Below are 20,749 nucleotides of genomic sequence, written 5' to 3' on the forward strand. Positions count from 1 at the left end.
AATGTTTTGATACCCAAGCCATTACCAGAAAAAACTAATAATGCATCAAAATAACCCATTGATTTATCTAGCGTTTGCTTTGCTTATTTTTATTCCGCAACAAAGTATAACAGCAGAAGGGCCAGAATTGCCTAGTCTTGGTTTGTCTAGTTTTTACGATATTAGCCTTAACCAAGAAAAGCTGTTGGGGCAGGGTTGGCTGCGGCAATTTCGTTCACAAACTAAGTTGTATGACGATCCTTTAACGCAAGATTATACTGAGCGCTTAATTCAAAGCCTAGCCACTTGGAATCGTCACCTTGAAGAGAAGTCGTTAGATGTATTATTGGTTGATCAGCGCCAGTTAAATGCTTTTGCTGTGCCTGGTGGTGTCGTAGGGATTAATACTGGGCTGTTTACTTTTGCGCCTTATGAAGATGAGTTTGTTTCTGTTATTGCTCATGAATTAGCGCACATTAGTCAGCGGCATTTTGCGCGGCGAGTACAAGCTTCGCAAGATGTGCAATGGAAAACGATGGCCGGTTTATTGGCTGGTATTCTAGTGGCTAGCCAAGGTCATGCCAATGCAGGTATTGCCGCTATTGCTGGTACTCAAGCAGCCGCTATTCAAAATCAGCTGGCTTGGAGTCGTGGCTATGAACAAGAGGCCGACCGTATTGGTATGGAAACCCTTGTTGCAGCAGGTTATTCGCCTGAAGCCATGCCACAAATGTTTGCACAAATGCAGCGCATTGCTAGCCTAAGTGGCAGGCCGCCCGAGTTTCTTTTAACTCACCCTTTAACGGAATCGCGCATTGCTGATGTTCAGGCACGCGCCGATCAGCAATCTAAACAGGTAGCGCGAATTGCTGGTAAAGATTATGAAATGATTCGGGCGCGGGTAATTTTTCACCAATACGCCAACCCTGATGATGCCTATAGCTTATTTTCACGCCAACAAAATTCAACAGAGTCTTTGCAATATGCTAATGCATTGCGTGCTAAATCTAATAAAAAACTGGATGAGTATTTGGCGCTTATAGCTGATTTGGCGAATCAAGCGCCGGATTGGTTATTGATGCAGTATTTGTATGCCGAAGCCTTAGCTGAAATAGAGCGTGGGGATGCTGCTATCAATAAGCTGGATGATTTGTTGCTTTATGCACCCAGTTATTACCCAGCACAACAGCTACGGGCAGATGTTTTTAGTCGCCAGCAACAGTGGAGTCAAGCCTTGCGTGTGTTGCAGCAGCTAAGTCAAGCTCGCCCTAAAGACCCTGCTGTCTGGTTTCAGCTAGCAGAAGCAGCCGGTAAAGTTGATAAACAAATTCAACTACATCGCGCTAGGGCAGAATACTTTCAATTGAATGGGCAGTTTAAACAAGCCTTTACACAACTGGATTTAGCGTTAGAACAAGCTCGTTTACAAAATCAGCCTTGGGTGGTGCAGTCGTCCATTCGTGAGCGGCGTAGGGAATTAGAAAACCTACGCAGCTTAATGGAAATGTAGTTTGAGTTTGCTGCCGCTATTAGCTTTTAACCGCTGCTAGCACTGCTTGAACGTGCCCAGCTACTTTAACTTTACGCCATTCTTTAACCAGCTTACCGGTCTCATCAATTAAAAAGGTGCTGCGTTCAATGCCCATGTATTCTTTGCCAAACAGCTTTTTTAGTTTCAGCACATCAAACAATTGGCACAAGGCTTCGTCTTCGTCACTGATTAATTCAAAAGGATAGCTTTGTTTAGCTTTGAATTTTTCGTGGCTTTTAAGGCTATCCCGCGAGATGCCAAAAATTTCAGTATTGGCGGCTTGAAATTCGTTGTATAAGTCACGAAAGTTACCACCTTGGGTGGTACAACCGGGCGTGCTATCTTTAGGGTAAAAATACAACACAAGCTTTTTACCTTGCAATGCCGTTAAAGCAACTTGCTGATTGCTGGTTGCGGCTGCGGTGAAATTAGGGACTGTTTGATTTAGCGTTAAGCTCATGTTTTAGCTCCGTTATTCAATAAATTAACGTTAAATATAGCACAGGCTCAATTTTCTGCTTGAGACAAAGTGCCTGAGGCGTGACAATAGAGCACAGGTTTTATTTCTGAATTTTTTGGAGAAGCGGCATGATTAAAGGCAGCCTAGTAGCTTTGGTAACGCCCATGACAGTGCAAGGCGAGGTTGATTGGCCTGCATTGGATCGTTTGGTAGACTTCCACCTAGAAAACGGTACCGACGGTATAGTTGCCGCTGGAACAACGGGTGAACCTTCTACCTTAAGTTTTGAAGAACACTTTGAGGTTATTCGCAAAGTTGTGGCAAGGGTTGATGGTAAAATTCCCGTGATTGCTGGTACAGGTTCTAACTCAACTAAAGAAGCGATTGCGCTCACCCGTTACGCTAATAAAGTAGGCGTTGATTATTGCTTAATCAGCACACCTTACTACAACAAACCCACGCAAGAAGGCTTGTACCTACACTATAAAGCCATTGCTGAAGCCAGTGATTTACCGATTATTCTTTACAATGTGCCCGGCCGTACTGCAGTTGATATGCACAATGAAACAGTATTACGCCTTGCTCAGCTTGATAAAATTGTCGCTTTAAAAGATGCAACGGGCGACTTAGAGCGTGGCAAAGTATTGATTGATGCCGTTGCAGGCACGGATTTTCAGATTTTTTCAGGCGATGATGCCACCGCTTGTGAATTAATTTTAATGGGCGGCAGCGGTAATATCTCTGTGACTGCTAACGTTGCACCTAAGCAAATGCACGAAATGTGTGCAGCAGCGATGGCGGGCGACAGCAGCAAAGCGCATCAAATTAATACCCGTTTAATGCCTTTAAACACGGGCTTGTTTGTTGAATCTAATCCGATTCCTACCAAGTGGGCGCTTTACGATATGGGCTTAATTGATATCGGTATTCGTTTACCGCTAACGCCTTTATCGACCAAATACCACACCACTATTCATGAAGCCTTACAGTTGGCTGGAGTTTTACAAAAATGACGCTAGCCAAACTGCCGTTGCGCCTGTTTATACCGCCTTTACTGTTGCTAGTAGGGCTAACAGCCGGTTGCAGCAGCAGTGAGTACCGTGATCGTAATAGTGACTATCACCAAGCTCATCAGGTAAAAAATGACTTACCTGCTAATTATTCTGAGCATGATGTAATGCCCATTGCTGAGGCTAACCGTAGTTTTAATGAGTCTCAGCTAAAAGCACCTCGTCCTGAGTCGTTAAGGGTGATGAATGAAACGGAAGGTTTAGTCACTGAACGGGTTGATGAGCAAGGTGCTTGGCTGTTGGTAATGCGTAGCCCCAGTGAAGTGTGGACTAGCTTACGTGCTTTTGCTGAAAGCCTTGATGTAGCGATGGTTTCGGCAAGTCCACGCCGTGGCGAATTAACCCTTGCCGCTGATTCAGAGAGTCGATTACCTGCACAGCGCATGGATTTACGCCAAGGTGTACGCCGTGGCACGTCAGAGATACGTTTAAATTCGTATGAAGCTGGTAGAAATTTGCCTTGGAGTGATTATGACCGTAGCCGCCTTAAATCTTTAGCTGAGTTTTTGATCGCTAGTTTAAGTGAAGGTAGCCACAGCGTTTCTTTGCAGGCGCAATCGCTACAAGACAATCAGCTGGTGCGCTTAACCGACCGCGATGATAGGCAAGTATTGGTGATGCAACTGGAATACGAACGCGCCTGGGCAGAACTGGTGAACCTTTTAGACGATAAGTTTACCGACGATTGGCAAATGCTTGAAGACATTAACCGCAGCGAAGGCCGTTTATACATTCGCTATGTGCCCCAAGACTTGCGCCCTTCTGGTTTTTTTGCTCGCCTCTTTAGCCGTGGCCCTAAGCCAGAAGAACACCATTATCAACTTTATTTAACCGAGTACAGTCAAGAGCTGGATCTGGTACTGGACATTAGCCCAAACCAAGCAGCACCGTCAGCGGTTGAATCAGAGTTATTAACTTGGCTAGAGCGGCAGTTGCGTTGAGGAAAAGTCGCAAAATCAGGTTTGCTTCATTGGGTAGCGGTAGTCAAGGTAATGCTACTTTGGTTAGTTGTGGCAGCACCCATGTGTTGATTGACTGTGGTTTTGCGATGAAAGAAACAACACGCCGTTTGCAGCGTCTAGGTTTAGAACCTGAACAACTAACTGCTGTGTTAATTACCCATGAACACACCGACCATATTGCCGGTGCAGGTGCGTTGGTAAGGCGTTATCAGTTGCCTTTATACACCTCCAGTGGCACTAACAATTCTGGCCGTATTAAAGGCGAAATACCCGATTGGCGTGGCATCAATCCAGAAGCGGCTTTTGCGATTAATGATTTAGAAATTTGCCCCGTTACTGTGCCACATGATGCACGAGAACCAATTCAATTTGTAATCAGTGACGGTGCTAATCGTTTAGGTGTTTTAACCGACTTGGGTAGCATTACACCCCATGTATTACGCCATTTTAGTGGTTGTCAAGCTTTGGTATTAGAGGCTAATCATGATCCAGTATTGCTGGCGCGTGGCCCTTATCCTGCTTCGCTAAAGCAACGCGTGGGGGGTGATTTCGGTCATTTAAGCAATCAGCAGGCGGCTGATTTTTTAACGCAAATCGACACTAAGCATTTAACCCATCTAGTCGCTTCACATTTAAGCGAGCAAAATAACCAACCTTACTTGGCTTGTACAAGGCTAGCTGAAGCCATTAATACTACGCCTGACTGGGTTGCTTTGGCAGATCAGGCAGAGGGTTTTGGTTGGCGTGATATTCAAGCTTAGTATTTTTGTTTACTCTGTTATTTTTAACCTAATCAATGACCTACCTTTTCGGAGAAATTTGTGGAAAAGCGCGAAGAACTTTATGCAGGTAAAGCCAAGTCTGTTTATAAAACGGATGATGCTGACTTATTAATCATGCACTTTCGTGATGATACCAGTGCTTTTGATGGTAAGAAAAAAGAACAGCTAGAACGTAAAGGCAAGGTAAACAATATTTTTAACGCCTTTATTATGGAAAAATTAAAAGAAGCAGGCATTCCTACCCACTTTGAAAAACGCTTAAATGACCGTGATTCTTTAGTTAAATGCATGAAGATGATGCCGGTAGAATGCGTAGTGCGTAATATCAGTGCAGGCAGTTTAGTGCGCCGTTTAGGTGTGGAAGAAGGCTTAGAACTAAGCCCACCCACCTATGAATTATTCTTAAAAAATGATGCACAAGGCGATCCGATGATTAACGAAGCCTTGTGTATTACTTTTGGTTGGGCAACACAGCCTCAACTTGATGAAATGAAAGTGCTTACTTATAAAGTAAATACGATTTTAAAGCAGTTGTTTGATGCTGCTGGAATGCTGTTGGTTGACTATAAATTAGAGTTTGGTATTTTCAAAGGTAACGTTGTTTTAGGTGATGAATTTTCACCCGATGGTTGCCGCTTATGGGATAAAACCACCCGTGAAAAACTTGACAAAGACCGTTTTCGCCAAGGTTTGGGTGGCGTGGTTGAAGCCTATGAAGAAGTGGGTCGTCGTTTAGGTATTAACTTCGACTAGGCTTTTTTGGGTTTAAGAAGTGATGGCTGTTAGTAAACAGTTATCACTTCTAGGCTAGCATCGGACTGATAAGAAAAGCGTACATCTAAGCCTGCTAGTTTTACGCCATAAATGCGCTTAGGGTCTATTTTTTGGTAAGCCGGTCGTGGATTTTGCGCCAATACTTCAATAATAAGTTGCTTTAATTGACTACCTTTTGGATGGGCTGCTAATTGTTGCTCCGCTAAATCGTGTATTTTTACGGTCAACAGTTCGGGGGGGTCGTGCGCCCACGCTGCAAAGGCTTCAGGCTGACCATCAACCCAAGGAATGTAGGGCTTAATATCGACTATGGGTGTGCCGTCAATTAAATCAGTACCCGATAAATGAAGTTTTACCCCTTCAGTTAAATCAATGCTTTCTAGTTTAACCACAGATAAACCTAACCCGTTAGGTCGAAAAGTGGAGCGACTGGCAAATACACCGACCTTTTTATTACCACCTAAACGCGGTGGGCGAACTTTAGGTTTCCAGCCTTGATCTATATTTTGGTGAAAAATAAAGCTGACCCATAGGTGCGAAAAGTCGTCTAAGCCTGCAACGCATTCTGGCAGATTGTAAGGCGGTAGTAGCTCTAGCGTGGCATAAGCGCTAGGTGCTAGGCCTGGTTGCCGAGGCACAGCAAATTTTTCTTGATAACAAGAATGCATAATGCCTAGTGTTTTTAAAGACCAACTCATCTTGCTTAGTCGCGTAGGCTGATAATGGGCCAGCCTGCTTGGTTAGCACGGACACGTAATGTATCGTCTGGATTGACTGCAACGGGGTTATCAACAATTTCTAGTAACGGCAAATCATTGTGTGAATCGCTATAAAACCAGCTATTTTTTAAGCTTAAATCTTTGTTGGCTAGCCATTCATTTAAGCGGGTAATTTTTCCTTCCTGAAAACTAGGCACGCCAACAATATTTCCAGTGTAGCTACCATCAATAAATTCTGGCTCTGCTGCAATCATTGATTCTACGCCCAGCAACTGAGCGATGGGTTCGGTAATAAAACGGTTAGTTGCCGTAATAATTAAAATTTGATGACCTTGTTCGCGGTGCTGGTTTAAAAGTGCGACAGCTTTGGGAAGCATCAATGGAAGAATACTTTCTTCAATAAACAGCGCACGCCAAGCCAACATTGCTTGGGTGGAATACTGGGTTAAAGGGCGCAACGAAAAAGCGAGATAATCGTGAATATCTAAAGTGCCCTGCTGATAAGCAGCGTAGTAGCGGTCATTGGCTTTTTTATATTCGTCAGCATCGACCAATCCTTTATTTACCAAAAATTCACCCCAAGCATGATCGCTGTCACCTGCTATCAAGGTGTTGTCTAGGTCAAACAAAGCTAAACTCACGGTATTAAACTCCAAGTAACTAAATTAAGAAGGTTTATTACATTTTACATCAGTGTTAAGTTGAATACTTTTCATTCTTTGTGGAACAATGCTTAATAAAGAATTTTTTGAGGGCGTAACGTTGATTGACGAAGATGGGTACCGCCCGAATGTTGGCATTATTATCACAAATAGTGATGGTCAGTTGCTTTGGGCGAGGCGCTGTGGTCAAGACGCTTGGCAGTTTCCACAAGGTGGTATTAAAAATGATGAAACACCGGAGCAAGCCCTGTACCGCGAATTAAAAGAAGAAATTGGCTTGTCGCCAGATCAAGTTGAGCTGCTAGGTGCAACACGCGGCTGGCTGCGTTATCGCTTGCCTAAACGCATGGTACGCCGTAATAGCCGTCCTTTGTGTATTGGTCAAAAGCAAAAATGGTTTTTGTTGCAAATTCGTTGCGCTGATTCAAAAGTATGTTTTGATTGCTCACCTAAACCAGAGTTTGATGGTTGGCGTTGGGTAAGTTACTGGTATCCATTGGGTCAAGTGGTACCTTTTAAGCGCGATGTTTACCGCCGTGCGTTATTAGAGTTAGGCCCTAGATTACATCGAATGCTGGGTGGACATAAATGACTAATACGCCAACCACGTTTAATATGCTGGATGTTTTGCGTAAAATTGTGCAAGAAGTGAGTGCTGCCAGAGATTTACAAACGGCACTGTCTATTGTAGTACGTCGGGTTCGTAAAGCCATGAATACCGATGTTTGCTCTGTGTATTTAATGGATGCCTGCCAAGAACGCTATGTCTTAATGAATACGCTGGGCTTAAATGCTGCTGCTGTTGGGCAAGTTAGCTTAGCGCCTTCAGAAGGGTTGGTTGGTTATGTTGGGCAGCGTGAAGAACCCATTAATCTTGATGATGCGCCGTTGCATCCACGTTATTGTTATTTACCAGAAACGGGTGAAGAGCGGTACCACAGCTTTTTAGGTGTGCCGATTATTCATCAACGCCGTGCGATGGGTGTGCTGGTCGTACAGCAAATGGCTAAACGTAAATTTGATGAAGGTGAAGAAGCTTTTTTAGTCACTATCGCTGCTCAATTAGCGGCTGTTCTTGCCCATGCTCAATTAAGTGGTAGCTTAAAAATCATTCCTGGTCAGCGTCAAGCTATGGTGCGTTTCCAAGGTTTGCCTGCTTCATCGGGTGCTGCAATTGGTCGAGCAAGGGTGATTATGCCGCCTGCCGATTTAGACAGCGTGCCAGAGCGCAAGTGTGAATGCATTGAAGAGGAAAAAAAGGTTTTTTTAGCGGCGCTTAAATCGGTACGTGATGACATTCGTGCCGTGGGTTTAAAACTAGCTAATCGAGTTAGCCCACAAGAACAAGCGCTGTTTGATGCTTATATTCAAATGTTGGATGAAGAGTCTTTGGGTGCAGAAGTATTAAAGCACATTGAAGAAGGCGATTGGGCACAAGGTGCTTTAGCTTTTGTAGTGAAACGCCACGTTAAGTATTTAGAAAAAGTTGAAGATTCTTACCTAAGAGAACGCGCTGCGGATATTCGTGATTTGGGTCGTCGGGTACTGTCTTATTTACAAGCCGGTGGCGAAGCGCCACGGGAATATGAAGATAATACCTTGCTAGTGGGTGAAGAATTATCACCCGCACTTTTAGGTGAAGTACCTAAAGAAAAATTAGCTGGTTTAATTAGTGTAAAAGGTTCAAGTAACTCCCACCTAGCCATTTTAGCCCGTGCGATGGGTATTCCGGTTGTGATGGGTTTGACTGACTTGCCCTTTGCTCAGTTAGAAGGGCAGTTATTAATTCTTGATGGCTACCGTGGTCAGGTAATTAGTTATCCTGATGAGTTACTGCGCCGCCAATATGAAATTTTTATTGAAGAAGACAGAGCACTGTCGGATGCATTAGAAGCCGAAGCTGGTTTGCCGTGCATTACCCGTGACGGGCATCGCGTGCCGTTATTGCTGAATACGGGTTTATCGGTCGATCATGGTCGGGCGTTGGCTTATGGTGCTGAAGGCGTTGGCTTATACCGTACCGAAGTACAGTTTATGATGGCTGAGCGTTTTCCTAGTGAGCAAGAACAGGTTAGTCTTTATCGACAGCAGTTATCCGCTTTTGCACCACGCCAAGTGACTATGCGTACGCTAGACATTGGTGGCGATAAGCCTTTGCCTTATTTCCCGATTGAAGAAGACAACCCTGTTTTAGGCTGGCGAGGCATTCGCTTTACTTTAGATCACCCCGAAATTTTCTTAACTCAAGTACGCGCCATGCTACGTGCTAGCGAAGGTTTAGATAATTTGCGTATTTTATTGCCGATGATTTCTTCAGTGCGTGAAGTAGAAGAAGCCCTAGCATTAATTCGCCGCGCTTGGGTAGAATTGCGTCAAAATGAAGGACTACGCATTGCTAAACCTTTAGTAGGCGCAATGATTGAAGTACCAGCTGCAGTCTTTCAAATAAGAGCCTTATCTGAACGAGTGGATTATTTATCGGTAGGCAGCAACGACTTAACTCAATATATGTTAGCTATTGACCGTGATAATCCCAAGGTAGCACGACTTTACAGTGGTTATCATCCAGCAGTGCTGCAAGTATTGGCAAAAATTGCTGTTGACTCGCACGCTTCACGCTTGCCATTAAGTATTTGTGGTGAGCTTGCTGGTGATCCGGCGGGTGCTATTTTGTTGCTGGGCATGGGGTATCAAAGCCTTTCTATGAACCTAGCCAGTTTGCCAAGGGTTAAAGCCGTGATTCGCCGCGTGACGCTTGAGCAGGCGCGTGAACTACTAGCACGTGTGCTTAAATGCGCCAGTACCGATCAAGTGGTTGGGCATTTAGGTGTATTTATGGGTGAGTTAGGTTTGGGTTGGTTATCAGGGCCGAAAAGCTAGGTGCTTATCTTCTGCTAGCGTGTCTTTGTGGTAAATGTCTTTGCGCCATTGTAAACGTCCTGCCGCATCAGTCCAAACCGACCAATACATTAAATAAACGGCCACTTTAGGATAAACCTTTAAATAACGCTCTTCGCCTTGCTGGTAAGTTTGATTTACTTTGTCTTCAGTCCAATTTGTATCGCTGTTTAATACAGCAAGTACCAGTTGATCTGCTGCTTCTAGACGCACACAACCGTGACTTAGGTCACGATTCTCTGCGCTAAATACCTGTCGATAAGGCGTGTCATGCAAATAAATAGCTTGTTGATTCGATAAACGAAATTTGGCTTTGCCTAGCTGATTGTAGTTGCCTGTTTTTTGCACAATGCGATAGCCAGATTTTTCATTTTCAAACGCATCAGCAGGCAATTGATCTAATGACACAAAGCGCGATGGCGTGTGCCAACCATTGACCAAGGCATAGTCGCGTGAACTTAAATATTCAGGGTTTTGTTGTGCGCGTGGCAAAATACTTTTACGAGCGATGCTGTTAGGTACATTCCAAAGTGGGTTTAATACAATGGATGTCAGCCACTGGTTCATAATGGGGGTGCGTAAACCATTACGCCCAATCACAATTTTCATGTCAAGTTTAAGTTGCTGCGCCTCGATAAAAGTGAGCCGCTGGTCAGCCATATTCACCATAATATGCCGTTGATTCAGTTGTTTAGGAAGGTGATGTAAGCGGCGGATGTTATGCGCAAGTAATCGCATTCTTTCTTGAGGGGCAAGGTTTAGCCAAGCACGCGTTTGCTCATCAGTGATGCCCGTGGTTTTAAGTTGATGCCTTTGTTGAAAATTGATTAAAGCCGCGGTTAGTGTTTCATCAAATAATGGCTGCTGAAGACCATCTGGTAAATAGGCATTTAAATTCTGTAGATCACCTTGGTGTATGAGTTGTAATGCTAGCCTAGTTACTTCGGCATCACGCATACCTTCTTGTAAATCGTCAGCGACTATTGGCCAGTCACCTAACTTAGCTATGGCTTCTAATTCAGCAAAAGCTTGCCGCCAAGGTTGATAATAACGGCTGTTGGGTTGCGTTTCTTGAATGCGATTAACGGCCCAAATAACCGGCGACTGACCGTGAAGTGCTTGCAGCCAAATAGGAAAAACATCAGCTAAGTTTCGCCTAACTACTTCATCCGGCCAGTTATCCCAGCGCTCGTAAGCGTTAGTAATACCATGATCTTGATCTAAATCAAATGTTGCCCAATAGCCTTGTAATAAGTCAGTTTGGTAGCTAAGAAATAGGTCAGTAATTAATAAGTCCGTGGCTTGACGATGCCTTGGTAGGCTGGTGTTGACTGGCTGCTGCAACAATTCTGCCAATTGCTGATAACGCTTTAGCTTAGGGTGAGGCTCAAGCGCTAACCAAGGTTTAAGGTCGCTTAATAATAAGTGTGCAGCACTATTAGGCTTGCCATCTTTATCAAACCAAAAATGATTAAACTCCGCTTGTTGGTAAAGTTGAGCTAAGTAATCACGCTGCTGTAATTGTTCTTCTGGGTAATAACTGATGAGTGTTGAGTCAACCCAACTTACCAAAGCTTCATGGCTAGGTGTTTTAAATTGAATGTTTGACGAGCTTGATAAACCGACTGCGTAAGTAGGCAAAGCATTTAGCAGTAGCAGCAAGCTAAATACCAATGTTGGTTTTAAATGCATTAGCTTTAAAAAATACAATATTTTAATTAGACGGGCAACTTTGCCATTTGAATTGCTGTTCATTAACTAGCTTCTGATTAGCTGGATGATTTTTTTCATGTAAGTGCCAGTAGCCATCGGCTGTTTGCCACACCAGTGTCGAGGTACGCGTTGCGTAGTGCTCGCCTTTAATAAAAATAGACGATAAAAAACGCTCGGTTTCTAAACCAATATGCGTATCAGGAAGGTCTTTATCGGCGGCTAGTGTTGGGTCTGCAAGTATAGCAAAAAGCTGATTTGGATGGCAGCCATCCGTTGTTTGCCAAGTTTCTATCGCTGTTTTTAAGCGGCGTGTTTTTGGCCATTCAGTTTCTAGTGTTGCATTACTTAATACATAAAGACCCGATCCTAATTGACGTGCTGGTTTGGCTAAACGGTTTGAAAAATACCAAGCTTGTTGCTCATCACCCCAAAGCAAGTTGAAGCCTGCAAAATTGGCTTGATTAGCTTCTAGCCAAGTGGGTAACTCGCCTAAAGGCTGCTGCAAAGCCTGAAGTACTAATTCACCACGAGACCATTTACCTGCGGCTAGGTCACGGCCATCTCTAAAGTTGGTTAAAGTTGCCCAGCGACCGTGTTTGTTTGTAAGTAACCAACTGCCACCCGCTTCTAAATCTTTACCACCAAGAATATCAGGCTGCTCTGGCCAAAAATTAGCAGGGCGAGTCGGACGCTGTAAAAATTCGTCTCGGTTGGTTGCCAGTAAAAAAGGGTAGTCAGCATTTTGTTGCCAAGATAACGCCAATAGACACATTATTAGTTCCACGCTGCAAAGTAAAAGTTTTCCAAAGCTCCCTGCTGCTTGTGTTGCTATACTCGTTTTTTTAATCGTTTTAGACAAGGAGTTTTCAGTGCCAGCCTCTGATTCTTCATTCATTATTACACAGCAACAACTAATTAAAAGCCGTTGGTTTAGCTTATTAATGCCCATGGCAATTATAGGTTCAATGCTTTTTTTATTAATGGCGTTGTTAATAAATCTTAATTTTCATTCAATAAAAAACCTTGCTGAACGAGAAATTGAAGAACGCTTGCTTGAATCAGCTAGCCAAATGGCGCAGCATTTATCCAATGAACCGTTAAAGGTTGAGTTGTTGGGTGATGATGAATCAGGTGCTCATTTAGATAAATTGGCGTTACGTTTAGTACAGATGTCTGTTCCTTGGAGCGGTTATAGTTTGCTGATGGATGCAACAGGTAAGCTGTTAGTGTTTCCTTATCAAGCCGAATCAGATTGGTCGAATATACCTTGGCAAGCAATGGTTGACAAAAAATCACAAGAAAAATTTGATAAAGTCGACGTCAATTTTTTAAAGCAGCCTAATCTTGCTAATGCATTAGATCCTTTACGTTTAGACGCTTCTGGTTTAATTAATCTTGAGGTTAAAGGTAAAAAAATATTATTAAGTTGGTCAACAATTACTCTTGTTAATTGGAAGGTAATTAACATTGTCGCAGCAGAGAAAGCTTTCATAGTTGAAAACCAACTGATAGACGATTATCGTTTAATGATTTTTTTATGTGGGGCTTTCTTATTCATTATGTTTTTTGTGTTGGTTTCTTTAGTGTTTCGCCGTGACCAACAATTGATTAATAATCAAAAACCAAATTCATTACAAGAAGAAAGCCTTTCAATAGCTTCACCATTAGTTATTGATAAATCAGACTTTATAAATTTAATTAATGGCCCTTTAATGGTTTGCCAGTTTGATGCAGCCGGTTTGGTGGTTACTTGCAATGCTACTTTTGAGCACCTTACTGGTAGCACTAAAAGTAATTTAAAAGGAGCAAATTTAGCTGGGTTATTAGGTTTAAAAAGCTTAATGATGAATACTCAAAAAAATGAATTCGAACTAAGAATTGGCAAACAAGATACTAGCAGCTACTGGGTTAGTTTTCACTACACTAGCGACCAAGAAGGTTTGCTGTTATTACTTGATATTAGCGAATTTAAAAAAATTCAACAGCAGTTAATAGGTGATAAGCAACGCGCAAACTTAGCAGCAAAAATGAAAGCCGCATTTTTTAAAGTAGCAGTCAATGATGCTAATCAATTATTATTAGAATTAATAAAAAACGCCCAAGGCTTCGATAAAAATTTAACTAGCTACTGTCAAGTGAAGCTATTAGATTTGCAGTATTTATTAGATGATATGCAAGACATATCAGATACAGACGAACTAGAAATAAAAACCTTATCGGAGGACTGCTTAATTATTGATTTATTAATTGATGACTGTCATAATTTAAGTAAGAACTTGCTAACTGATACTGGGCGTTGTTTAGTTATTAATTCAAAATCAAATATGCCTAAACAGTTGACACTAGATAGACGTAAATTATTACGTTTAATGCGTCATTTATTAAGGCAAGTTATTCAGATGTCTATCAAAGGTGATATCTATCTACTGTTAAACTGGACAGATTCAAATCGTTTGCAATTAACCCTTAAAGACCAAGGGGGCGGCTTGATTGAAAGTGAACGCCTGCGCCGTTTTCAGTTAACCACGCCGATGAGCAGCAGTTATGAGTCAACGTCTGGTGCTTTAGGATTAGGGCAATTATTAACCCGTCAGTTAGTGCATGAAATGCGTGGTAGCTTAAATATTGAAGCTTTGCCTACGGGTGGTTTACAGATACAAATTGAATTGCCTGCGCGGTTGCTAGCAGCCAAATCTGAAAAGCTTATTTTAGGGTGCATTTTGGTGGTGGATGATGGTCCCGTGAATGCCATGTTAGCTGCCAGTGTGTTAGAAAAGTCAGGGTATCAGGTTGATGTTGCAGAAAATGGGGCAAAAGCTTTAGTGTTAGGGCAAGAAAAAAACTATGACTTGGTATTGATGGACATCTTTATGCCTGATATGGATGGTCTTGAAACAACGCGTTGCTGGCGACAGTTACCTAATACCAATGCCCTTATTCCGATTATCGCTTTAACAGCAAATACTATTGCGGTGGAGCGCCAGCGTTTTTTACAGCAAGGTATGGACGATTACTTAGCTAAACCCTATAAGCCCAACGAATTGCGCGAGCTGGTGCTACGTTGGTTACAAAAAAAATGAGGTCAAACTTGTGGTTTATTTAACCTATTTAGTCTTAGGCGCTGCGGCTGGTTTTTTAGCCGGTTTATTTGGTATCGGTGGTGGCCTAGTTATTGTTTCTGTCTTAGTCTTTACTTTTTCTACATTAGGTTTTTCGCAGGAAATATTGGTGCATTTAGCCGTAGGTACTTCTTTGGCAACCATTATTCCGACCTCGTTAAGTTCAAGTTTTGCACACCATAAAAAGCAGGGCGTTCGTTGGGCGTGGGTTAAAAAAATTACGCTAGGTTTAGCATTGGGTTCGCTGGTCGGTGCTTGGACGGCTAATTTATTAAGTGGTGTAGCGTTGCAAGCAATCATTGGTGGTTTTGTGATCTTGGTGGCAGTCCAAATGGTTTTAAAACTGCAACCTAAACCTAAAGAAGGCGAGCCGAGTTCGGCGGTACTAACAGCAGCAGGTGGCGTGATTGGTTGGGCTTCAACAATTTTTGGCATTGGTGGCGGCACGTTAAGCGTCCCTTTTTTGGTCTGGTGTAATGGAGGTATGCGCCAAGCGGTCGGTACTTCTGCTGCTTTGGGTTTTCCGATTGCCTTATTTGGTGCTTTGGGTTACTTGTGGGCAGGTTGGCAACACTCAGATTTACCAGAACTTGCGACGGGTTACATTTATTGGCCTGCTTTCATTGGTATTAGTGTGGCTAGTGTGCCTTTTGCGCGTGTTGGCGCGCGTTTAGCCCACTTTTTACCTGAACTGCTATTAAAGCGTTTGTTTGCAGCTTTGCTATTTATAGTGGGTTTTAAGCTGCTATTTTTCTAATAATAGAATATTTTTATACGAGAGTTGATGCATTTATGTTGATTTATCCTAACATTGATCCTGTGGCTATTAGTCTTGGGCCGTTGCAAGTGCATTGGTACGGTTTAACGTATTTGGTGGGTTTTTTGGCGGCTTGGTGGTTGGCACGTAGTCGAGCTGAACGCATGGGTTTAACCAAAGACCAAATAGGGGACTTACTGTTTTACAGTGCTGTTGGCGTTATTTTAGGTGGGCGTTTGGGTTATGCGTTGTTTTACCATTTTGATCGCGTGCTGGCTGATCCTTTATGGTTATTTAAAGTGTGGGAAGGCGGCATGGCGTTTCATGGTGGCTTTTTGGGTGTTGCGTTAGCAGTGTGGTTATTTGCACGGCAGCATAAAATTAACTGGTTACAGCTTGGCGATTTTATTGCCCCACTTACGCCAATAGGCTTAGGTTTAGGACGCATTGGTAATTTTATTAATGGTGAACTATGGGGGCGCGTCACGGATGTGTCTTGGGGCATGGTTTTTCCCGTTGCTGGCGCTGATCCGCGTCACCCTTCACAGCTGTATCAGTTTGCTTTAGAAGGCGTGTTGTTATTTGCATTACTTTGGTGGTTTTCGCGCCAGCCTCGCCCCGCTGGTAGCGTTAGCGGTTTGTTTTTAATCGGGTATGGTACGCTTAGGTTTTTAGTTGAATTCACCCGTGAACCCGATGCCCATTTAGGTTTATTGTCGGCTGGATTAAGCATGGGACAGTTATTGTCTTTACCAATGATTTTGGCTGGGGCGCTGCTTATATTTTTTGCTTACCGCTCTACTGCTAAAACAGCTTAAAAAAGGCATACTAGCTAGATTTTGAAAGGCTATTTTTAAGGGCTAAGGCAATGAAAGCTTATTTAGATTTAATGCGCTATGTGCGTACCCAAGGTACTTATAAGTCAGATCGTACTGGCACTGGCACTTACAGCGTGTTTGGTTATCAGATGCGTTATGACTTGCAGCAAGGTTTTCCGTTAGTCACCACTAAAAAAGTACACTTGCGTTCCATTATTCACGAGCTGCTGTGGTTTTTAAAAGGTGACACCAATATCGCTTACTTAAAAGAAAATGGTGTTTCAATTTGGGACGAGTGGGCAGATAAACAAGGCAATTTAGGGCCAGTTTATGGTTATCAGTGGCGTTCTTGGCCTAGCGGCAAGGGTGATTCTGTCGATCAGATAAGTAACTTAATTCAGCAGATTAAAACCAACCCCGATTCACGCCGTTTGTTAGTTAGTGCTTGGAATCCTGCGTTAGTGGATGAAATGGCATTACCGCCTTGCCATTGTTTGTTTCAGTTTTATGTTGCTGATGGCAGGCTTTCTTGCCAGTTGTATCAACGCAGCGCCGATATTTTTTTAGGCGTACCTTTTAACATTGCCAGCTATGCTTTGCTAACCCACATGATTGCACAAGTCTGTAATTTAGAAGTGGGTGATTTTGTACACACACTAGGCGATGCACACTTGTATGCTAATCATTTAGAGCAAACGGATTTACAGCTAAGCCGTGAACCCTTTGCTTTACCACAGGTAAAACTGAACCCTGCTGTAAAAGACTTATTTCAGTTTACGTTTGATGATATAAGCATTGAAAATTATCAGCACCATGATCCTATTAAAGCACCGGTAGCCGTATGACTTTAGCTAATCAACCACTAGAAACACCCATAGCCATTATTGTTGCAGCGGCTAAAAATCGCGTGATAGGCCATAAAAATTCCATGCCTTGGTATTTGCCAGAAGAATTAAAGCATTTTAAACGCATCACACTAGGTAAGCCTTTAGTAATGGGACGTAACACTTTTGAGTCGATTGGTCGTCCGTTACCAGGGCGCACCAATATCGTGATTAGTCGTAATCCTGAGTTTAACCATTCGGGCATAAAAATAGCCGCCAATCTTGCTGCCGCATTAAAAATTGCTGATGCTCAAGCTGTTATTGATGGAGCTACAGAAATCATGGTGATTGGTGGTGGACAAATTTATGAGCAAGCGTTTCCTTTGGCTAGCTACCTTTATTTAACCGAAGTCGATGCCATGCCAGAAGGTGACACTTGGTTTCCTGAAGTGAATAAGGATGAATGGTTAGAAACGAGTCGTGATAGCTATTCTGCACAAGAAGGCAATCGTTATGCTTATGCTATTCGCTGTTTACAGCGTAAATTTTAGGTTGGGCTATTTATGTCATTAGAATCAATATTGGATGTGAATAATCTACTTGAGCAGCTAGAAAGTTATGCTGATAAAGGCTTGGGCGCACTAGGCACTGCTCAGCAAGACATTCAGCAACTAACCAAGCGCGTTGCACAATTAGAAACAAAGCTAGAAAAATTAACTCAGCAACTTGATCTGCCAACCGTACCAGCAGTGCCAACCGCACCAGCAGCAGTCGTTGCTGCTGTAGAAGCGACGAGTGCGTTAGATAAACTGAATTCACAGCAACGCTTAAAACATTGGATAAAAATCTATAGCAGCGCATTTATACTTAGCCAGCCAAAACCTTTAAAAGTCGGCATCCATGATGACCTTTTAGCAGCAGAAGGTGGCGAGTTGAAAAAAATTCAGCGTGCGTTAGCAGGCTATGTAAAGTTACCACGTTACTTACATTGCTTAAAAGCAGGTGCTGTTAGATTAGATTTACAAGGTCAGCCTGCCGGTAGTGTGACGCAACAAGAAGCCGACTTTGCACAAGCGCAGTTGCAAAAGTTAGCACAAAATAACAAACAGCGTGAAGCGCAAAAAAAACAGCAGCAAGCCAAACAAGAAGAGCGCTTAATAACCGATCGCTTACAAAATAAACTCTCGGCTTTAATGCAGCTAAATACGCGCTAAGTCCAAAGTTCTAGGGTTTGGTTAGCCAGCCCTAGCATTAAATCAGAACGTGTCACCAAGCCCTGTAACACCCCTTCAGCATCAATGATCGGCATGGCTCTAACTTTTTGCGCCAGCATAACCCTTGCAATGTCACGAATGTCTGTTTCATCAGTGGCAGTAACTAAAGGCGCATTAACGAGTAAAATGGCTTGAGTATTAGCTAAATCAATGCCTTCTTGTTTGCTAAGTTCGCCAACACCCGCGGCTTCTTTTAATAATTCTCGGTCATCCAACACACCGGCTAATTCGCCTGCTTCATCCAATAAAATCAAATAGTGGATTTGCTCTTTGTGCATTAATTTCCAAGCTTCGTTTAAATTTGCCGTTGCCGGTAGGGTAATAACATGACTACGCATGACTAAACTAACCGGCAATAAAGGCACTCTTTTTCTTTTACTGTGCTCAACGTCGATATAAGCTTTGGCAGCTTTTTTTTGCTGATGTATCTCTTTTTCTTGTTCTTGCTCTGATTCTTTTCCTTGTTCTTTTTCTCTGGCTATTGGATCTATGTAATTGCTATTCCAGATGTCATTACCTATGTCTTGGCTATGCCCGGTATCACCTTTGTGATCCAGCAAACGGCGGCTAGCGCTAATGGCTTGTGCTTGGCGAATACTGGGTCTTACTAATAGCTGTTCTTTAGGCGTATGAATGCGTAGACCTTGTTCATAAATCGCAAAAACCATAGCGTAACTCCTTAAATTAACGGGTAATAAACAACGTTTAAATTTTGTGCAGATGCGAGATAAAATCAATCATAACTTAATGAAAACCTTATAAAAAATCTTTATTGATATAAGGTGGCTGACTTGCTAGTCACCTGCTATATTGTAGATGGGCATTCGCCCAAAGTAGTAGAAAACAGGCAGAGGGGCCTTAATATGAATATTGAAACTTTATTAGCAATTGCTGAAGAGTTACGTTTGCGTCAGGCTTGGGAAGAAGCGCTTTATAGCGAAACTGAACAAGCAAAATTAAAACTGGCTGCATAACATTCATAAATTACAATACTAAGCTTCCATTAAGAGAAGCTAGAAAAAAAGGCCAACGTGTAATGCGTCGGCCTTTTATTGTATTACTGAAGTATTAATCGCTATTTTAAATACATAATCATCACACCTGCAGCCACTGCAGAACCAATAACACCTGCAACGTTAGGTCCCATCGCGTGCATCAGCAAGAAGTTGTGAGGATTAGACTCCAAGCCTACCTTGTTAGAAACGCGAGCGGCCATAGGCACTGCTGAAACACCGGCAGAGCCTATTAAAGGGTTAATTGGTATTTTACTCATCTTGTTCATTAGCTTGGCCATAAGTACCCCTGCTGCTGTACCTATACCAAAAGCAATAATACCTAGCGCTAGAATACCTAAGGTTTCTACCGTTAAGAATAAATGAGCAACCAACTTAGAACCTACCGCCAAGCCAAGAAAGATGGTGGTAATGTTGATTAGCGCATTTTGTGCTGTGTCTGATAAACGATCAACCACACCCGATTCGCGCATTAAATTACCCAAACAAAACATACCCAACAAAGGTGCCGCAGAAGGTAAAAAGAGTGCCACTAATACCAGTACCGCAATCGGAAAAATAATTTTTTCACGCTTGGTGACTGGGCGTAGCTGGCTCATCACAATCGCACGTTCTTCTTTAGTGGTAAGCAAACGCATAATGGGTGGCTGAATTAATGGTACTAGCGCCATATACGAATAGGCCGCAACCGCAATCGCACCCAATAACTCAGGCGCTAAAATGCTGGCAACATAAATAGCTGTCGGGCCATCAGCACCACCAATAATACCAATAGCAGCTGCCTGGTTAATGTTGAAATCAACAATGCCTAAGCTTGAAAGTCCGACTGCACCTAGCACGGTAGCAAAAATACCAAACTGCGCCGCAGCACCTAAAAATAACGTGCGCGGGTTAGCTAGCAGTGGACCAAAGTCAGTCATAGCACCAACACCCATAAAGATAATTAAAGGTGCAGCACCAGAAGCAATAGTGATCTTATAAAAAGTGTATAGCATACCATCGGTGTAGCCTGCCGCTGCTGCAATGCCTTTAAGCTCGTGTAGCGCTAATGGATCTTGCAAACCTTTAATAGCAGGCAGCAATATCTCTTTATTGGCTACCTTGCTACCACCATCTAACACCACACCAATTTTATCAGCAAACATTTGCATGGTGTGCGTATCAAATACGGCTAATGCCTGCTCAAAGCCTGATAGTGCAAGACCCGCTTCAGGAATGTTCGCTAATAAACCACCAAAACCAATCGGTAATAGCAGCAAAGGCTCAAACTTTTTGACTATGGCTAGGTAAAGCAGCGATAGGCAAATAGTAATCATCACAAACTGCGGTAAACTTAGGTTATATAGCCCGGAGCCTTCCCACAGTAGTAGAATTTTATCCATGTATCAGCTCCA

The 20,749-nt window shown here is 42.8% G+C and carries 20 protein-coding genes; 13 read left to right on the plus strand and 7 right to left on the minus strand.

Annotated features, from left to right (window positions below; all coding sequences use genetic code 11):
• The first annotated feature begins 40 nt into the window (after window positions 1-40).
• Window positions 41-1,489, plus strand: a complete 1,449-nt coding sequence (locus VJY63_RS11320; RefSeq protein ID WP_324050933.1) for a M48 family metalloprotease — start codon at window positions 41-43, stop codon at window positions 1,487-1,489.
• A gap of 19 nt (window positions 1,490-1,508) precedes the next feature.
• Here the strand turns inward: VJY63_RS11320 and VJY63_RS11325 are convergent, their stop codons facing one another.
• Window positions 1,509-1,970 (minus strand): peroxiredoxin, encoded by a 462-nt coding sequence (locus tag VJY63_RS11325; protein WP_324050935.1) that lies wholly within the window; start codon window positions 1,968-1,970, stop codon window positions 1,509-1,511.
• Between the two features lie 128 nt (window positions 1,971-2,098).
• On the opposite strand from VJY63_RS11325, the gene dapA reads away from it, so the two are divergent.
• The 4 genes from dapA to purC are packed head-to-tail and all read left to right on the plus strand — an operon-like array spanning window position 2,099 to window position 5,537.
• Window positions 2,099-2,983, plus strand: a complete 885-nt coding sequence (gene dapA, locus VJY63_RS11330) for a 4-hydroxy-tetrahydrodipicolinate synthase (RefSeq protein ID WP_324050936.1) — start codon at window positions 2,099-2,101, stop codon at window positions 2,981-2,983.
• Complete coding sequence (locus VJY63_RS11335) at window positions 2,980-3,981, plus strand: hypothetical protein (RefSeq protein ID WP_324050937.1); 1,002 nt, start codon at window positions 2,980-2,982, stop codon at window positions 3,979-3,981. Before dapA ends, VJY63_RS11335 begins: the two co-directional genes overlap by 4 nt.
• Window positions 3,978-4,763: an MBL fold metallo-hydrolase gene (locus tag VJY63_RS11340; RefSeq protein WP_324050938.1), complete on the plus strand. Its 786-nt coding sequence runs from the start codon at window positions 3,978-3,980 to the stop codon at window positions 4,761-4,763. Before VJY63_RS11335 ends, VJY63_RS11340 begins: the two co-directional genes overlap by 4 nt.
• Before the next feature lie 60 nt (window positions 4,764-4,823).
• Window positions 4,824-5,537 carry a phosphoribosylaminoimidazolesuccinocarboxamide synthase gene (purC, locus tag VJY63_RS11345; RefSeq protein WP_324050939.1) on the plus strand — a complete coding sequence of 238 codons (714 nt, stop codon included), beginning with the start codon at window positions 4,824-4,826 and terminating at the stop codon, window positions 5,535-5,537.
• Window positions 5,538-5,566: 29 nt separating this feature from the next.
• On the opposite strand, the gene tsaA is transcribed toward purC, so the two are convergent.
• Window positions 5,567-6,256, minus strand: a complete 690-nt coding sequence (gene tsaA / locus VJY63_RS11350) for a tRNA (N6-threonylcarbamoyladenosine(37)-N6)-methyltransferase TrmO (protein WP_324050940.1) — start codon at window positions 6,254-6,256, stop codon at window positions 5,567-5,569.
• Window positions 6,257-6,261: 5 nt separating this feature from the next.
• Window positions 6,262-6,918 (minus strand): HAD family hydrolase, encoded by a 657-nt coding sequence (locus VJY63_RS11355; RefSeq protein ID WP_324050941.1) that lies wholly within the window; start codon window positions 6,916-6,918, stop codon window positions 6,262-6,264.
• Between the two features lie 121 nt (window positions 6,919-7,039).
• Here VJY63_RS11355 and VJY63_RS11360 point away from each other — a divergent pair, with 121 nt between their 5' ends.
• Together VJY63_RS11360 and ptsP are read left to right on the plus strand one after the other, a co-directional pair.
• Window positions 7,040-7,531: an RNA pyrophosphohydrolase gene (locus VJY63_RS11360; protein WP_324051034.1), complete on the plus strand. Its 492-nt coding sequence runs from the start codon at window positions 7,040-7,042 to the stop codon at window positions 7,529-7,531.
• Window positions 7,532-7,554: 23 nt separating this feature from the next.
• Window positions 7,555-9,819 (plus strand): phosphoenolpyruvate--protein phosphotransferase, encoded by a 2,265-nt coding sequence (ptsP, locus tag VJY63_RS11365; RefSeq protein ID WP_414674857.1) that lies wholly within the window; start codon window positions 7,555-7,557, stop codon window positions 9,817-9,819.
• Here ptsP and VJY63_RS11370 read toward each other — a convergent pair.
• Window positions 9,802-11,592, minus strand: a complete 1,791-nt coding sequence (locus VJY63_RS11370; protein ID WP_324050943.1) for a L,D-transpeptidase family protein — start codon at window positions 11,590-11,592, stop codon at window positions 9,802-9,804. The genes ptsP and VJY63_RS11370 overlap by 18 nt on opposite strands.
• Window positions 11,552-12,322, minus strand: a complete 771-nt coding sequence (locus tag VJY63_RS11375) for an NRDE family protein (protein WP_324050944.1) — start codon at window positions 12,320-12,322, stop codon at window positions 11,552-11,554. Before VJY63_RS11375 ends, VJY63_RS11370 begins: the two co-directional genes overlap by 41 nt.
• Before the next feature lie 97 nt (window positions 12,323-12,419).
• Here VJY63_RS11375 and VJY63_RS11380 point away from each other — a divergent pair, with 97 nt between their 5' ends.
• The 6 genes from VJY63_RS11380 to VJY63_RS11405 are packed head-to-tail and all read left to right on the plus strand — an operon-like array spanning window position 12,420 to window position 18,282.
• The gene (locus tag VJY63_RS11380) at window positions 12,420-14,630 is read left to right on the plus strand and encodes a response regulator (RefSeq protein WP_324050945.1); all 2,211 of its coding nucleotides are present in this window, start codon (window positions 12,420-12,422) and stop codon (window positions 14,628-14,630) included.
• 10 nt (window positions 14,631-14,640) lie between these two features.
• Window positions 14,641-15,426 (plus strand): sulfite exporter TauE/SafE family protein, encoded by a 786-nt coding sequence (locus VJY63_RS11385; protein ID WP_324050946.1) that lies wholly within the window; start codon window positions 14,641-14,643, stop codon window positions 15,424-15,426.
• A gap of 35 nt (window positions 15,427-15,461) precedes the next feature.
• The gene (gene lgt, locus VJY63_RS11390) at window positions 15,462-16,244 is read left to right on the plus strand and encodes a prolipoprotein diacylglyceryl transferase (RefSeq protein ID WP_324050947.1); all 783 of its coding nucleotides are present in this window, start codon (window positions 15,462-15,464) and stop codon (window positions 16,242-16,244) included.
• Window positions 16,245-16,294: 50 nt separating this feature from the next.
• On the plus strand, window positions 16,295-17,089 hold the full coding sequence (locus VJY63_RS11395; RefSeq protein ID WP_324050948.1) for a thymidylate synthase: 795 nt from the start codon (window positions 16,295-16,297) through the stop codon (window positions 17,087-17,089).
• The gene (locus VJY63_RS11400; RefSeq protein WP_324050949.1) at window positions 17,086-17,619 is read left to right on the plus strand and encodes a dihydrofolate reductase; all 534 of its coding nucleotides are present in this window, start codon (window positions 17,086-17,088) and stop codon (window positions 17,617-17,619) included. Before VJY63_RS11395 ends, VJY63_RS11400 begins: the two co-directional genes overlap by 4 nt.
• A 12-nt stretch (window positions 17,620-17,631) precedes the next feature.
• Window positions 17,632-18,282 carry a ProQ/FinO family protein gene (locus VJY63_RS11405; protein WP_324050950.1) on the plus strand — a complete coding sequence of 217 codons (651 nt, stop codon included), beginning with the start codon at window positions 17,632-17,634 and terminating at the stop codon, window positions 18,280-18,282.
• On the opposite strand, the gene VJY63_RS11410 is transcribed toward VJY63_RS11405, so the two are convergent.
• Entirely contained in the window at window positions 18,279-19,010 is a 732-nt protein-coding gene (locus tag VJY63_RS11410; protein ID WP_324050951.1) for a CBS domain-containing protein, read from the minus strand. The two genes, VJY63_RS11405 and VJY63_RS11410, sit on opposite strands and share 4 nt — an antisense overlap.
• A 407-nt stretch (window positions 19,011-19,417) precedes the next feature.
• Window positions 19,418-20,737 carry a sodium ion-translocating decarboxylase subunit beta gene (locus VJY63_RS11415; RefSeq protein ID WP_324050952.1) on the minus strand — a complete coding sequence of 440 codons (1,320 nt, stop codon included), beginning with the start codon at window positions 20,735-20,737 and terminating at the stop codon, window positions 19,418-19,420.
• Between the last annotated feature and the right edge of the window lie 12 nt (window positions 20,738-20,749).

Source organism: Marinospirillum sp. (assembly GCF_035271045.1).
In the GTDB taxonomy this organism is placed as follows: Bacteria; Pseudomonadota; Gammaproteobacteria; order Pseudomonadales; family Halomonadaceae; genus Marinospirillum.